The sequence below is a fragment of the Streptococcus oralis subsp. oralis genome (genome assembly GCF_000960035.1).
Taxonomy (GTDB): domain Bacteria; phylum Bacillota; class Bacilli; order Lactobacillales; family Streptococcaceae; genus Streptococcus; species Streptococcus oralis_G.
This window is the reverse complement of the sequence record NZ_JYGR01000005.1, coordinates 856,808-870,618: the sequence shown is the minus strand read 5'-3', so window position 1 is coordinate 870,618 and position 13,811 is coordinate 856,808. Positions and strand designations below refer to the sequence as shown.

General features: G+C 39.5%; 13 protein-coding genes and 1 pseudogene. All 14 read left to right on the top strand.

Going from position 1 to position 13,811, the window contains the following annotated elements; genetic code table 11:
• Positions 1 to 22: 22 nt before the first annotated feature.
• On the top strand, positions 23 to 1,687 hold the full coding sequence (locus tag TZ92_RS07490) for a molecular chaperone HscC (RefSeq protein ID WP_033629917.1): 1,665 nt from the start codon (positions 23 to 25) through the stop codon (positions 1,685 to 1,687).
• A gap of 13 nt (positions 1,688 to 1,700) precedes the next feature.
• Positions 1,701 to 4,313, top strand: a complete 2,613-nt coding sequence (locus TZ92_RS07485; RefSeq protein ID WP_033629916.1) for a J domain-containing protein — start codon at positions 1,701 to 1,703, stop codon at positions 4,311 to 4,313.
• Positions 4,314 to 4,410: 97 nt separating this feature from the next.
• A complete protein-coding gene (gloA, locus tag TZ92_RS07480) occupies positions 4,411 to 4,791 on the top strand; it encodes a lactoylglutathione lyase (protein WP_033629915.1) in 381 nt (126 codons plus the stop codon).
• 246 nt (positions 4,792 to 5,037) lie between these two features.
• The gene (locus TZ92_RS07475; RefSeq protein WP_033629914.1) at positions 5,038 to 5,838 is read left to right on the top strand and encodes a dihydroorotate dehydrogenase electron transfer subunit; all 801 of its coding nucleotides are present in this window, start codon (positions 5,038 to 5,040) and stop codon (positions 5,836 to 5,838) included.
• A complete protein-coding gene (locus TZ92_RS07470; protein WP_198921223.1) occupies positions 5,801 to 6,787 on the top strand; it encodes a dihydroorotate dehydrogenase in 987 nt (328 codons plus the stop codon). Before TZ92_RS07475 ends, TZ92_RS07470 begins: the two co-directional genes overlap by 38 nt.
• 125 nt (positions 6,788 to 6,912) lie before the next feature.
• A complete protein-coding gene (locus TZ92_RS07465) occupies positions 6,913 to 8,799 on the top strand; it encodes a glucosaminidase domain-containing protein (protein ID WP_033629912.1) in 1,887 nt (628 codons plus the stop codon).
• Positions 8,800 to 8,966: 167 nt separating this feature from the next.
• Positions 8,967 to 10,007 carry a DNA/RNA non-specific endonuclease gene (locus TZ92_RS07460; protein ID WP_033629911.1) on the top strand — a complete coding sequence of 347 codons (1,041 nt, stop codon included), beginning with the start codon at positions 8,967 to 8,969 and terminating at the stop codon, positions 10,005 to 10,007.
• Between the two features lie 94 nt (positions 10,008 to 10,101).
• On the top strand, positions 10,102 to 11,028 hold the full coding sequence (locus TZ92_RS07455; protein WP_033629910.1) for an aldo/keto reductase: 927 nt from the start codon (positions 10,102 to 10,104) through the stop codon (positions 11,026 to 11,028).
• Positions 11,029 to 11,128: 100 nt separating this feature from the next.
• Positions 11,129 to 11,365, top strand: coding sequence for a DUF2829 domain-containing protein (locus TZ92_RS07450; protein WP_033629908.1), 237 nt, complete (start codon positions 11,129 to 11,131; stop codon positions 11,363 to 11,365).
• Positions 11,358 to 12,056, top strand: coding sequence for a 3-oxoacyl-ACP reductase (locus TZ92_RS07445; RefSeq protein WP_033629907.1), 699 nt, complete (start codon positions 11,358 to 11,360; stop codon positions 12,054 to 12,056). The genes TZ92_RS07450 and TZ92_RS07445 overlap by 8 nt, the downstream gene beginning before the upstream one ends.
• Positions 12,057 to 12,066: 10 nt before the next feature.
• Positions 12,067 to 12,291 (top strand): annotated as a pseudogene (locus TZ92_RS07440) (NUDIX domain-containing protein); the annotation flags it as partial.
• A 15-nt stretch (positions 12,292 to 12,306) separates the two neighbouring features.
• Complete coding sequence (locus tag TZ92_RS07435; protein WP_033629906.1) at positions 12,307 to 12,846, top strand: GNAT family N-acetyltransferase; 540 nt, start codon at positions 12,307 to 12,309, stop codon at positions 12,844 to 12,846.
• 27 nt (positions 12,847 to 12,873) lie between these two features.
• Positions 12,874 to 13,371, top strand: a complete 498-nt coding sequence (locus tag TZ92_RS07430; protein WP_033629905.1) for an NUDIX hydrolase — start codon at positions 12,874 to 12,876, stop codon at positions 13,369 to 13,371.
• Entirely contained in the window at positions 13,368 to 13,808 is a 441-nt protein-coding gene (locus tag TZ92_RS07425; protein WP_033629904.1) for an ASCH domain-containing protein, read from the top strand. Before TZ92_RS07430 ends, TZ92_RS07425 begins: the two co-directional genes overlap by 4 nt.
• Positions 13,809 to 13,811: the final 3 nt, after the last annotated feature.

Below are 13,811 nucleotides of genomic sequence, written 5' to 3'. Positions count from 1 at the left end.
AAAGATTTGGAGTTAGAAGAAGATGATAGTAGGTATTGATTTAGGAACGACGAATTCTTTAGTAGGGGTATATCAAGATGGCCAGGTCAAGCTGATTCCCAATGCTTTTGGCGAGTATTTGACTCCTTCTGTTGTGGCTTTAGATGACAATGATGAGATTATAGTTGGAAAAATTGCCAAGGAACGCTTGGTAACTCACCCAGATAAGACAGTTTCTCAGTTTAAGCGTTTTATGGGGACCAAACATGAGTTGACGTTAGGGAATCGAGCATATAAGGCTGAAGAATTGAGCTCTTTTATCATTCGAAAGTTGGTAGACGATGCAGAGACCTATCTTGGAGAAAAGGTCGAGGAAGTGATTGTTAGTGTTCCAGCCTATTTCAATGATGCTCAACGCTATGCGACCAAACTAGCAGGGAAATTTGCAGGCGTTCAGATTGATCGGATTATCAATGAACCTTCCGCAGCGGCTCTTGCTAAAAGATCTATGGTAAACCAAGAAGATCAATCTTTTATTGTAGTCGATTTTGGTGGTGGGACTCTAGACATTTCAGTTGTAGAGCTTTTTGATAATATCGTCGAAATCGTCTCGATCGCAGGGGACAATCGTTTGGGAGGAGAAGACTTTACTGCGGCTATTGCTGAGGAATTTTTAGTCTCCAATCAATTAACCAAGGATACGATTTCCCGTGAATTTTATGGCAAAATTCTGGTACAGGCTGAAAAGACAAAGATAGAACTCAATGAGAAAGAAGAAGTGAAGATGACAGTTCTGGACCAAGAACAGGAATACACTTTAGACTTGAGCTACCAGCGTTTTTATGAGCTTTGTCAACCTCTGCTAGCCCGTGTTAAGGCTGTTTTGGATCGTGCCTTGATGGATGCACGCTATAGCTATGTATCATCAGATAACTTTGTTCTTGTTGGGGGGACTTCGAAACTCCGCTTGGTTCAGGACTTTTTATCCTACTGTATCAATCAAGTGGTGCAGGTATCGGATGATCCCGATCGGATGATTGCGAGAGGTTGTGCCCTTTTAGCAGGAATAAAAGAACGGCAGGGTGAGATACGAGATTTATTACTGTCTGATATTTGTCCTTTTACACTGGGGATAGAGATAGTTGGCGACCGCTTTTCGCCGATTATTGAGCGAAATTCTACCCTACCTGCTTCACGCATCGAGCAGTACTATACGGCTGAATTGGGACAGAGTCAAGTCAAGATAAAGGTCTATCAAGGTGAGATGATGAAGGCATCACAAAATCTGTTCCTAGGAGAATTAGAAGTTCCCGTCCCTGTGAATACTCGAGTAAATGAAAGTTTCACAGTTCGATTCACCTATGATTTAAATGGAATTTTGGATGTCGAAGTGAAAATTGATTCAACACAGGAAGTCTTTAGTCATGTTATTCTCCAAGATAGTGTTACTCTTACAGAAAAGGAAATCAAGGCTAAGCAAGCAGAGTTGACTCGCTATAAGATCAATGCTCAAGAAACAGAGGTTTATCGTTTCTTGATTGAAAAAGCGAATCGCGTGTACAGTATGCTCTTGGGGAGAAGAAGAGATGAGCTAATGGCTGAAACTAGACGATTTGAAGAAGAGGTCAGTCAAGCATCTGTGTATCATTTGCCAAAACTCTATCAATCATTTTCAAACTATCTAGACTTCCTAGAGCGAGGACTATAAAAGAGGATACCTTATGAATATATGGGAAACTTTAGGGATAGAGCCAACGACTGACGTCAAGCTTATTAGAAGGCATTATGCTGAACTGGTTAGGCTCTATCACCCAGAAGACCAACCAGAAATTTACCAAGAAATTGTTGAAGCTTACCAAAAAGCGTTAACTTATGCGAGGTCTAGAAAAGCGAGTGATTCTCAAAAAGCTACTGAACTTGAAGAAGAGTTTAATGGAAGACCCAACTCTAGTCTCAATTTTGAACCCTTGACTGAAGAAAGGAAAGCTAAGGGAGAGGAGTCTGAAACATCTAGCCTTAATTTCAGTGACTATCAACCATCAACTGATAAAACTAGCAATTCTTTTAACTTTGAAACTTTTAAAGCAGAAGAGGATGAGCCAAAGTCCACCCTTGACTTTAGTAGTTATAATGAAGCAGCCTATTTAATTCGAAATGCGATTGAAAGTATTGTTGGGAATAATGACTATAACCTAGAGGAACAAGAACATCTATGGCGTCAGTTCTTTCATCAGTATCAGTATGATATGGACATTGTTCAATCCGTCTTAGAGGAAATGGATGTTTATATTTTTAACAAACCTGAGCAATTCTCTATCATCATTCCCTTACTGGAAGACTATGTACCAGACTTTAAGTACTGGGGTTATTACTATAAACTCAAGTACTGGAAGGTCAAAAGAGATATAGCAGAAGAGGAAGGAAGTTCGCTTGAAAGTGCTCAAGAAGCCACTGAGCAATTCTCTTATTCCTATCAACTTTGCCAAGAAATTCTTCAAGATTCTAACAAAGCGAATCAATTAAGTTCTTGGATCGAGTTTTTCAAGCACCCCTATTTGGCCTTTATGGTCTTGGATCAAGTAAATCAGAATCGTCAAATAATCAAGAGCGTTCCCGTTTTAACCTATATTCTTGAAAAAAACCGACAAGTCATGTATGAAGAGGATTATCCACTCTTGGATGACTTGGCTCATTACTTAGAGCAACTAAAAGAAGAATTCGGGGAAAATGTTGACTTTAGTCACTACGCTCTAGATAATCCAGATGAAGTTGAGGCAGCCTTTTACGAGCTGCTCCATGCTCGCTATCAAGACGAATACAAACTTTTACGTGATTGGCAATATCTTTTTGAAACAGTCAAAGACCATACTCTCCTACTTTATTTGTTAGAAAAAGTGGACGTCTATCCTTTAACCAATGCGAAAGTGTTAGCTCTCGTTCTCCAATTTGTAGAGCGTTACAGTGATGAGGAAGCAAATCCATATCTGAAAAAGCTTCATTTCTGGAAGAGTGTCCAGTCTTATTCTTCTGTGGTAGAGGAGTACGCACTAGATAAAAAAGAAAATTTTGACTACTGGTACAATGAAGGTTATCTCTATATTGATAAGCTCACCAAGAGTGATGAAGATATCAATGATTGGGAGAAGTGGAAAAGCTACTTTAAAGGAAGACCACGCATTCTAACGGTTTTGCTTCAACAGATCTATAAGGAGTACCATCGGTTTACAGACGGGGAGCTCTTGAGATATGTTTTAACTCCTTTTCCAACCTCTAAAATGGCTAGCCAAATGATGACGGAAGAGACAGACCAGAAACTAGAAGAGATGACAGCCTATGCCTATGAACTTTGTCATCCAAAGGCCAAATTATCTTATTCGGATTGGAAAAAAAGACAGGTCTTAAAAAATAAGTTCCTTCAGTTTTTCTTTAGCCTCTTTACGATTGTGAGTCTGATACTCAGTGTTCTAGAGGAACCTATTTATAATTCATGGGTTCATGCTGGTATGTTTTCACTCTTTTACGTCTATATGCTAAAATTAAGGCAAACACCGATTGAGGAAGGAGTGACAGCTAGGGGTTCAAAACGAAAATTCTACCACAGTCCCCATCCATGGTTCCTATTCATCTTGTTATTGCTCCTCGTCACTCCATTCTTACCGTTTGGTCTTATTGGGGCCCTTATTTTCATTACATTTTTCTGTCTTATCGATGGCTTCCAGGTGAGTCAAGGGCTGAAGTGGGATTATTCTTTGGATAAGCTGATTCCTATCGGTATCTTTCTTTCTGCTGGCTTCTTATCCGCTTTGGTAAATCGAAGCCAGATCATTTCCGGAGTTGCAATGATGTACTTCCATATTTTTGCAATCCTTGTGATTTGCTTGTCATTTACAAGATTTAGTCCCGGGTTTCCACCATCATTGAAAAAAATTCTCCTTCCAGCAATCTTGGGCATTCTACTCTTTCAATTATTGCCTTTCGTTCACAGCCGCTTAAACATATTTAATCCAAATATCCTAAGAAATGAAACTCTGACCATAACAGTTGTCCTCTTGTTAAATGGAATCGCCTTGTCTTATTTTACAAAGGAACAAGGCTTCGTGATTGGTATGAAGAAGGTCTTTATGATTTATGGATTGCAGATCTTTATTTTCCTAAGAAGACTGTTGCGAATCCTATTCGCACCAAATTCAGTTTTCTATAATAAATATCATTACAGAGATTTACTACTCATGAACAGCGAATTTGCTTTCTACTTCCTCGAGGGACTTTTTGTCCTGATATTGCTTTTCCTTATTGGCAATATACGCAAGGAAAACCGCAAAAGTTCTGCTTAGAATGAAAGCTTAGAGAAGAGGACTCTAGTTCAAGTTTCTAGTAAATTTTCCTGAATAAAGGTATAATAGAACTATTAAAACGAAAGAGGTAATGAAAATGGCTTCAAAAATGCTACACACTTGCTTGCGAGTAGAAAACCTTGAAAAATCAATCGCTTTTTATCAAGATGCTTTTGGATTTAAAGAATTGCGTCGCAGAGATTTTCCAGATCATGCTTTCACCATTGTCTATCTAGGACTTGAGGGGGATGACTATGAGTTGGAGTTGACTTATAACTATGATCACGGTCCTTATGTGGTAGGAGATGGCTTCGCCCATATCGCCCTCAGTACACCTGACCTTGAGGCGCTACATCAAGAACATAGCAACAAAGGCTATGAGGTTACAGAGCCAAAAGGCCTACCAGGTAACCCACCAAACTATTACTTTGTCAAGGATCCTGATGGTTACAAGGTCGAAGTGATTCGTGAAAAATAATCCAGTACAGTCAAGTAGAATGTTCGTTTTCTACTTGACTTTTTTACTTTGAAAGAGTATACTAATACAAATTTAACCTTTAAGGGGAGTCCAGAGAGACTCACAAGGTGTCAGATAAAAGGGATAGGGGACTCTCTGCGGAGACTTTTTAGGTGTGTCCATGAGTTCTATCCTATCTCGACTGAGACCTTGCAATAGCAAGGTCTTTTCTTTATCTGGTCCCCTTAAAATTTAAGGAGGAAAATCATGAATCCCACATGTAAGAAGCGTATGGGTGCGATTCGTTTGGAAACCATGAAGGTGGTTGCACAGGAGGAAATCGCGCCAGCAATCTTTGAATTAGTCCTAGAAGGGGAAATGGTTGAAGCTATGCGAGCAGGCCAATTTCTCCATCTGCGCGTGCCTGATGATGCCCATCTCTTGCGTCGTCCTATTTCAATTTCGTCTATTGACAAGGTCAAGAAGCAGTGTCACCTTATTTATCGGATTGAAGGTGCTGGGACAGCTATTTTTTCATCCTTACGTCAGGGAGATACTCTTGATGTGATGGGGCCTCAGGGAAATGGTTTTGACTTGTCTGACCTAGACGACCAGAGTCAAGTTCTCCTCGTTGGTGGTGGGATTGGTGTTCCACCCTTGCTTGAGGTGGCTAAGGAATTGCATGCGCGTGGGGTGACAGTAGTGACAGTCCTCGGTTTTGCCAACAAAAATGCTGTTATTCTTGAAAAGGAATTGGCCCAATATGCCCAGGTCTTTGTTACGACAGATGATGGTTCTTATGGTATCAAGGGAAATGTGTCAGTCGTCATTAATGACTTAGACAGTCAAATTGATGCTGTTTACTCATGTGGAGCTCCAGGAATGATGAAGTACATCAATCAAAGATTTCATGACCACCCAAGAGCCTATCTATCTCTAGAATCTCGTATGGCTTGCGGGATGGGGGCCTGCTATGCCTGCGTTCTAAAAGTGCCAGATAGTGAGACAATTAGTCAACGTGTCTGTGAAGATGGCCCTGTTTTCCGTACAGGAACGGTTGTATTATAAGGAGAAAATCATGACTAGAAATCGTTTACAAGTTTCTCTACCAGGCTTGGATTTGAAAAATCCCATCATTCCAGCATCAGGCTGTTTTGGTTTTGGCCAAGAGTATGCCAAGTACTATGATTTGGACCTTTTGGGATCAATTATGATCAAGGCAACGACTCTAGAACCCCGTTTTGGCAATCCAACTCCTAGGGTGGCAGAGACACCTGCTGGCATGCTCAATGCAATCGGCTTGCAAAATCCTGGCTTAGAAGCTGTTTTAGCTGAAAAGTTGCCTTGGCTGGAAAGAGAGTATCCTACGCTTCCCATCATCGCAAATGTTGCAGGCTTTTCAAAACAAGAGTACGCTGTCGTTTCTCGAGGAATTTCCAAGGCGGCTAATGTAAAAGCGATCGAGCTCAATATCTCTTGTCCGAATGTGGATCACGGCAATCATGGACTTTTGATTGGGCAAGATCCTGATCTAGCTTATGAAGTGGTAAAAGCAGCTGTGGAAGCCTCTGATGTGCCAGTCTATGTCAAGTTAACCCCTAGTGTAACGGATGTTGTCATTATTGCTAAAGCCGCAGAAGATGCAGGAGCAAGTGGCTTAACCATGATCAATACTCTAGTCGGTATGCGATTTGACCTTAAAACCAAAAAACCAATCTTAGCCAATGGTACAGGTGGAATGTCTGGACCAGCAGTCTTTCCAGTAGCCCTCAAACTCATCCGCCAAGTCGCCCAAAAAACCGACCTTCCCATCATTGGAATGGGGGGAGTGGATTCGGCTGAAGCAGCGCTAGAAATGTATCTGGCTGGTGCCTCTGCCATCGGAGTTGGAACAGCAAACTTTACCAATCCTTACGCCTGTCCTGACATCATCGAAAATCTGCCAAAAGTCATGGATAAATATGGCATTAGCAGTTTGGAAGATCTCCGTCAGGAAGTCAAAGCCAGTCTGAGATAAGCTAGGTCTTCCTTATTGTCAACAAGAAATAGAATCTTCATCAATTTGTAATATTTCCGTCGGTTAACTATGTTACAATAGGGATTAGATAATAGTAATAGTTTTACTAAGGAGAATATAATATAATGAAGAAGATACTACTTGCAAGTACTGTTGTTCTCTCAATAGCAGGATTTGCAAAATCGACAGCGTATGCTGAAGAGTCTCAGGTTACAAAAAAAACTCAGTCAACAGATGTAGTTAAGAAAACAGAAGAGTCTGCTTTGAAAAAAGAAGAACCTTCTACGAAAACAGAAGAGTCTGCTCCAAAAAAAGAATCTCCTCAAGTTGATACCAAAAAAAACTCAGTTGTAAAAGAGAACGATTCCATTAAAGAAGATTCATCAAATAAGGAAAAGAGTAGAGAAATCAAAAAAGAAGGTTGGCAGAAGGAGCAGGGAAGCTGGCGCTTTTATGAAAATAACCAGCCTGTCTTAGACTGGAAACAAATCGATAACAAATGGTATTACTTCAATAAAGAAGGTGTTATGATTAGTAATATTATAATCGATGATTACCTTATTCAAGATAATGGTGCTTTGGCAAAAAATACATGGGTAAAAATTTCTGACAAGTGGTACTATGCTACAGCATCTGGGAAAATTTTCCGTAATAAATGGGAAAAAATCGCTGGAATTTGGTATTACTTTGATAAAGAAGGCATCATGGTAACTAATACTTTAGTTGGTGATTATCTTATTCAAAATAGTGGTGCTTTGGCAGAAAATACATGGGTAAAAATTTCTGACAAGTGGTACTATGCTACAGCTTCTGGGAAAATTTCCCGTAATAAATGGGAAAAAATAAAAGGGATATGGTACTATTTTGATACTGATGGTGTAATGCTGAGTAACCAGTGGAGAAAAGATTACTATCTAAAAGATAGTGGTGCCATGGCAGAAAAAGAATGGATTTTTGATAATTCATACAATAGTTGGTTCTATTTAAAACCCGGAGGGGCTTATGCTTCTCAAGAATGGAGTGGCTCATATTACCTTAAAAAAGGTGGATATATGGCAAAAAATGAGTGGATTTTTGACAAAGATTATGATGCTTGGTACTATCTAAAAGAAGATGGTGTGTATGTGATAGGTACTTTTAATATTAAAGGTAAAGAGTATTCTTTTCAAAACAATGGAAAGTGGATTTCAGAATCTAAATATTACAAAGTTAAACCAATCACAGCCTATGTCTATAGTGCATCTGGAGAAATCTTGAGTTACATTAACCAAGGAAGCATTGTTTCACTGGATAGTTCGACGCGAAAAGGTGGCCGACTTGCAGTTTCGATTTCTGGCTTGTCTGGCTATATGAATCAAAGTGATTTAACAGCAGTAGATGAAGGTAGCGAGTTTATCCCTCATTATACTAGTGATGGGAAATTCCTCTACCATGAACTCTCTCCATATACGAGTATCAAAGTAGCTCCACACACCTCTGCTATGGTTATTGGTAAGAAGTACTACTCAACTGATGGAGAGCACTTTGATGGCTTTACCATTAAAAATCCTTTCCTCTATAAAAACTTAAGAGAACCAAGTAATTATAGTGCAGCTGAATTGGATAAACTGTATTCGATGATGAACTTGCAGGATAGTCCTCTCGCAGGTAAAGGAGCGACTTTCAAAGAAGCTGAAGAACGCTACGGTGTCAATGCCCTTTACTTGATGGCACATAGTGCCCTTGAAAGTGCTTGGGGACGCAGTCAAATTGCCAGAGATAAGAACAACTTCTTTGGTATTGCCGCTTATGATACGAGCCCATATCTCTCGGCCAAGAGCTTTGATAATGTGGACAAAGGAATCCTCGGAGCTGCCAAGTGGATTCGTGAGAATTACATTGACTATGGCAGAGACCACCTTGGAAATAAAGCAACCGGAATGAATGTTCGCTATGCTTCAGATCCATACTGGGGTGAGAAGATAGCCAGCATCATGATGACTATCAACAGCAAACTTGGTTGGAAAGATTAATCAAAAGAAATCAACGGTAACTACTGAAAAGTGGTTATCGTTTTTGTTTTGAACATTGGAGGATAAATAGTATAATAACAGTCTTTTTATTCTTGAACAATTAACAAAATGATAGTAAAACCTAAGAGGAGATATTAATCTAATTACTATATAAAAAGGAGACTTTTATGAAAAAGCTACTATCCTTCTCAATTGCCTTGCTTTCAATCACAACCCTAGTTGCTTGTTCTGGACATAAGGCGAAATCAAAGGTCCCAGAAGAAAAAATTGAACAGAAGCAAACCAAGTTCGATGAAAAGTTGTTTAAAGAAGCTGGACTCTTGCCTTTTAAAAATGAAAAGCAACTAGAACTTGGGGAATTGGATTCTAAATCACGCGCAACGGGTGCTCATATTCAACTCAAGGACAGCGATGAGCCAACTGAAAAGAGAGAGCCTAAGATAAGTTATAACCCAGTTGGTTGGCATAACTATAATTTTTACTATGGAGATGGTTCTAAAAAGGCTTGGTTAATGAATCGAGGCCATTTGATTGGGTACCAATTTAGTGGATTGAATGATGAAAAGAAAAACTTGGTCCCTATGACCAACTGGCTAAATGCTGGAACTTATTATGGTACAGATAATACTAATCAAGAAAGTATGCTTTATTACGAAAATCGATTGGACTCTTGGTTGGCCAATCATCCGAACTACTATCTTGACTATAAGGTGACCCCAATCTATCAGAAAGATGAATTGATCTCTAGACAGATTGAGTTGCAGTATGTGGGAATAGATGAAAACGGCAAACTCTTGGAGATCAAGTTGGGTGGTAGTAAGGAAAAGGTTGATCAGTATTCTGTGACGCATGTCGTTTTAGACAATGTTTCAGCTAATGCGGAAATCAATTACTTGGACGGTACTGCTAAAAATACAGTAGAAAACGAAGAAGAAAAAGCTAAGAAAGAAGCTGAGGAAAAAGCCAAGAAGGAAGCTGAGGAAAAAGCAAAGAAAGAGGCTGAAGAAAAAGAAGCAGCTGAAAAGAAAGCAAAAGAAGAACAGAAAAAAGCCCATCAAGCCGCACAAAAAAAGGAAGAAAGCCAAGAATCAAACTCGCAATCAACTAATTCAGGTGGCTACTTTAGAGATAAAAACGGAAGATGGCACAGACCAAATGGTAAATTCGCTTCTAAGAAAGAAATCAGAGAAGCCGGATTGCAGTGGTAGGAAGAATTTAGTAGATGTACAGTCAAAAAGCCGTAGGAAAACGGTTTTTTGTTATAATTAAATGAAGAATGTAGAATCAAAGGAGAAAAATTTGATGAGATATATAACTCTTGGTCAAGATGACAAAGAATTATCAGAAATTGTTCTCGGAATGATGAGAATAAAAGATAAGTCTGTAAAAGAAGTTGAAGAGCTTGTAGAAACAGCACTTTCTGTTGGAATTAATGCTTTCGACTTGGCTGATATATATGGTCGTGGTCGTTGTGAAGAACTGTTAGGTCTTGTCCTAAAAAATCGTCCAGATTTAAGAGAAGAGATGTGGATTCAGTCAAAATGTGGCATTCGCATTGAAGAATTTACCTATTTTGATTTTTCTAAGGACTATATTATAAAATCAGTTGACGGAATTTTGCAAAGATTGAAGATTGATCATCTAGATAGCTTGCTTCTTCATCGACCAGATGCTTTGATGGAATCTGACCAAGTAGCAGAAGCCTTTGATCTTCTTTATAAACAAGGTAAGGTCCGATATTTTGGAGTTTCTAATCAAAATCCTATGATGATGGAGTTGCTTAAAAAAGATGTCAAGCAGCCGTTAGCTGTTAATCAACTACAATTGAGTGCGGCTTTTACTCCAGGATTCGAATCAGGTTTTCATGTTAATATGGAAGATAGTCAAGCAGCTATGCGAGATGGCAGCATTTTTGAATATTGCAAATTACATGATGTGGTCATTCAAGCATGGTCTGTCTTACAATTCGGGTATTTTAAAGGGAATTTTGTTGGAAATGAGAAATTTCAAGCTTTAAATCAAGTACTTGAGCGTTTAGCTATTAAATATGGAGTAACTTCTTCAACTATTGCCGTTTCTTGGATATTGCGTTATCCAGCAAAAATGCAGGCAGTTGTAGGTACCACAAATCCTAAGCACTTGAGAGAAGTTAGCCAAGCGGCAAACTTTAGCTTAACAAGAAAAGAATGGTATGAAATTTATCTTGCAGGAGGGAATAATTTACCGTAAGTAGAAGCAAGATGTAAATAAATCACAGTCAAAAAGCCGTTTTAAAGCGGTTTTTTTGTTATAATGAAGGGAAGAATTATTGATTTTAAAGGAGAAAAACATGACTTTCGAAGAAATGCTACCTGGGTTAAAGGCTAAGAAAAAATATGTACGTACTGGTTGGGGAGGTGCTGAAAACTATGTGCAGCTTTTTGATACCATTGAACAAAACGGGGTTGCACTTGAAGTGACGCCCTACTTCCTAATCAATGTATCTGGCGAAGGAGAAGGTTTTTCCATGTGGAGTCCGACACCTTGTGATGTTTTGGCGACAGATTGGGTAGAAGTGAATGACTAAACGTGTATTGATTACGGGAGTGAGTTCAGGTATTGGATTGGCTCAGGCTCGACTTTTTTTAGAGAATGGTTATCAAGTTTATGGTGTGGATCAAGGAGAAAATCCAGTTTTAGATGGTGATTTCCACTTTTTACAGAGAGATTTAACTCTTGACTTGGAGCCTATTTTTGACTGGTGTCCTCAGGTGGATGTTTTGTGCAATACTGCAGGAGTTTTGGATGATTACAAATCCCTTTTGGAACAGACAGCGCAGGAAATTCAAGAAATCTTTGAAATCAACTATGTGACTCCAGTTGAGATGACACGACATTATTTGACGCAAATGCTGGAAAGTAAAAAGGGAATCATCATCAATATGTGCTCCATCGCTTCGAGCCTAGCAGGTGGTGGTGGTCATGCCTATACCTCGTCTAAGCACGCCTTAGCTGGCTTTACCAAGCAGTTGGCCCTAGACTATGCTGAGGCTGGTATTCAGGTCTTTGGGATTGCTCCTGGTGCTGTCAAGACAGCTATGACCGCTGCCGACTTTGAACCAGGTGGATTGGCTGACTGGGTAGCTAGTGAAACGCCAATCAAGCGCTGGATTGAGCCAGAGGAAGTAGCAGAAATTAGCCTTTTCTTAGCAAGTGGAAAAGCGAGCGCCATGCAAGGACAAATCCTGACCATTGATGGTGGCTGGACTTTGAAGTAGGAGGAGTTGGATGGAAATCAAAAATCACTTTGGCGTCTATGGCATTTGCTTTGAAAATGAGAAGTTACTCTGCATTGAGAAAACGAGAGGTCCATATCAATATCGTTATGATCTACCTGGTGGTAGTCAGCAACTTGATGAAGGATTGACGGAAACTTTCAAGAGAGAAGTTCTTGAAGAGACAGGATATTCTCTTAGCAGATACTCTAATCCTAGGATATATGATGTGATGGTTTTAAAGAGGTAGAAGATGATTATTTTAAAAGAGTTGGAAGTTGATGATTATCTATCATGGTATCAAGGTTTTAATAATCGTTTAGATAAACAATTACCTTATGATGAAGGTAAATTGGATATGGAACCTTGTACAAAATCGTGGTTTGTAAAATTAGTAGAACATCACCAAACTTTACGAAAATGTGATGAACAGTATATCTATGGAATTTTTCGAAAGGAAGATGGAAAGCATTTAGGAATGATCTATCTTGCTAAATTAGTAAGAGACCGTACAAGTTGGGCTGAGATTGGCTACTTTATCCATAATCAGTATTTTCAAAAAGGTTATGGAAAAGCTGCTTTAAAATCACTTTTAAAAATTAATCGAGAAGAACTTCATTTCCATCGTCTAGAGGCACAGACATTCCCTGATAATGAACCATCGAAGCGATTGCTAGTAAGTTGTGGGTTCGTATTTGAGGGGCGACGCCAACAGATGAGATATGAAAACGGAGAGTGGCAACCACAAGATATTTATGTGTATCTTGAAGATGTTGATTTGAACGTGGAATAAATAAGTTTTGCTTAGAAAGAGTGGAAAATGGAAATCAAAAATCACTTTGGCGTCTACGGAGTCTGTCTTCAAGACGGGAAATTGTTTTGCATTGAAAAAACGAGAGGCCCTTATCAACATCGTTATGATCTACCTGGTGGTAGTCAAGAACCAGGTGAGGGACTGATTGAAACTCTCAAGAGGGAAGTTCTTGAAGAGACAGGATATTCTCTTAGCAGATACTCTAATCCTAGGATGTATGACGTGATGGTTCAAGAAGAGGGGCAAGACTTCGCCGTACACCATATCATGGCCTTTTATGATATAGCACTCAATTTCGAGAGCTCTCAGAAGTCGATTTCTCAGGAGGTTCATGATGGAAGCAATGATTCAGCAAACGTCATTTGGTTGAATTTGGAAGAAATTACCGAAGAAAATGCCTCACCCTTAGTATTGAAGGTGAAGGCAGAGTTACGAGGATTTCCAGATTTAGACATGACAAGCTATAAAAATTGGAAGGTAAAAGAAAAAAAGGAGAACAAATGACACCGCAAGAAATGTGGAATGCATACAAGAAAATCAATCCCTCGATCGGAGATGAGATTGATGCTTGGGCTTTTGGAGTAGAAGCCGATATCTTGGCAGATTTGGTACTAAGAGGCGAGAAGACAGCAACCGCCTCAGCCTACGACCTCTACGCACTAGAAGACGAACCCCTTCCGCGAGAAGGAACTTTTGATATCATTTTAGATAGCCAAGATCGAGCTGTCTGCATTGTCGAAATTACAAAGGTTTCTGTCGAATCCTTTAATCAAGTTTCTGCTGAACATGCCTTTAAGGAAGGGGAAGGTGACAAATCCCTAGCCTATTGGCGTCAGGTTCATGAGGACTGTTTTGCCGAGTGGCTGAGAGAGGCAGGACTAGCTTTTACACCTGACAGCAAGGTTGTTTTAGAAGAATTTTGCAAGGTTTATCCACAGTAAACT

Bases quoted from the DNA above. Each gene is read 5' to 3' on its own strand.
- TZ92_RS07460 (WP_033629911.1), top strand. From the start codon at position 8,967: ATGAAAAAGCTACTATCCTTCTCAATTGCCTTGCTTTCAATCACAACC.
- TZ92_RS07425 (WP_033629904.1), top strand. From the start codon at position 13,368: ATGACACCGCAAGAAATGTGGAATGCATACAAGAAAATCAATCCCTCG.
- TZ92_RS07450 (WP_033629908.1), top strand. From the start codon at position 11,129: ATGACTTTCGAAGAAATGCTACCTGGGTTAAAGGCTAAGAAAAAATAT.
- TZ92_RS07465 (WP_033629912.1), top strand. From the start codon at position 6,913: ATGAAGAAGATACTACTTGCAAGTACTGTTGTTCTCTCAATAGCAGGA.
- TZ92_RS07430 (WP_033629905.1), top strand. From the start codon at position 12,874: ATGGAAATCAAAAATCACTTTGGCGTCTACGGAGTCTGTCTTCAAGAC.
- TZ92_RS07490 (WP_033629917.1), top strand. From the start codon at position 23: ATGATAGTAGGTATTGATTTAGGAACGACGAATTCTTTAGTAGGGGTA.
- TZ92_RS07455 (WP_033629910.1), top strand. From the start codon at position 10,102: ATGAGATATATAACTCTTGGTCAAGATGACAAAGAATTATCAGAAATT.
- TZ92_RS07470 (WP_198921223.1), top strand. From the start codon at position 5,801: ATGGCCCTGTTTTCCGTACAGGAACGGTTGTATTATAAGGAGAAAATC.
- TZ92_RS07435 (WP_033629906.1), top strand. From the start codon at position 12,307: ATGATTATTTTAAAAGAGTTGGAAGTTGATGATTATCTATCATGGTAT.
- TZ92_RS07445 (WP_033629907.1), top strand. From the start codon at position 11,358: ATGACTAAACGTGTATTGATTACGGGAGTGAGTTCAGGTATTGGATTG.
- gloA (WP_033629915.1), top strand. From the start codon at position 4,411: ATGGCTTCAAAAATGCTACACACTTGCTTGCGAGTAGAAAACCTTGAA.
- TZ92_RS07485 (WP_033629916.1), top strand. From the start codon at position 1,701: ATGAATATATGGGAAACTTTAGGGATAGAGCCAACGACTGACGTCAAG.
- TZ92_RS07475 (WP_033629914.1), top strand. From the start codon at position 5,038: ATGAATCCCACATGTAAGAAGCGTATGGGTGCGATTCGTTTGGAAACC.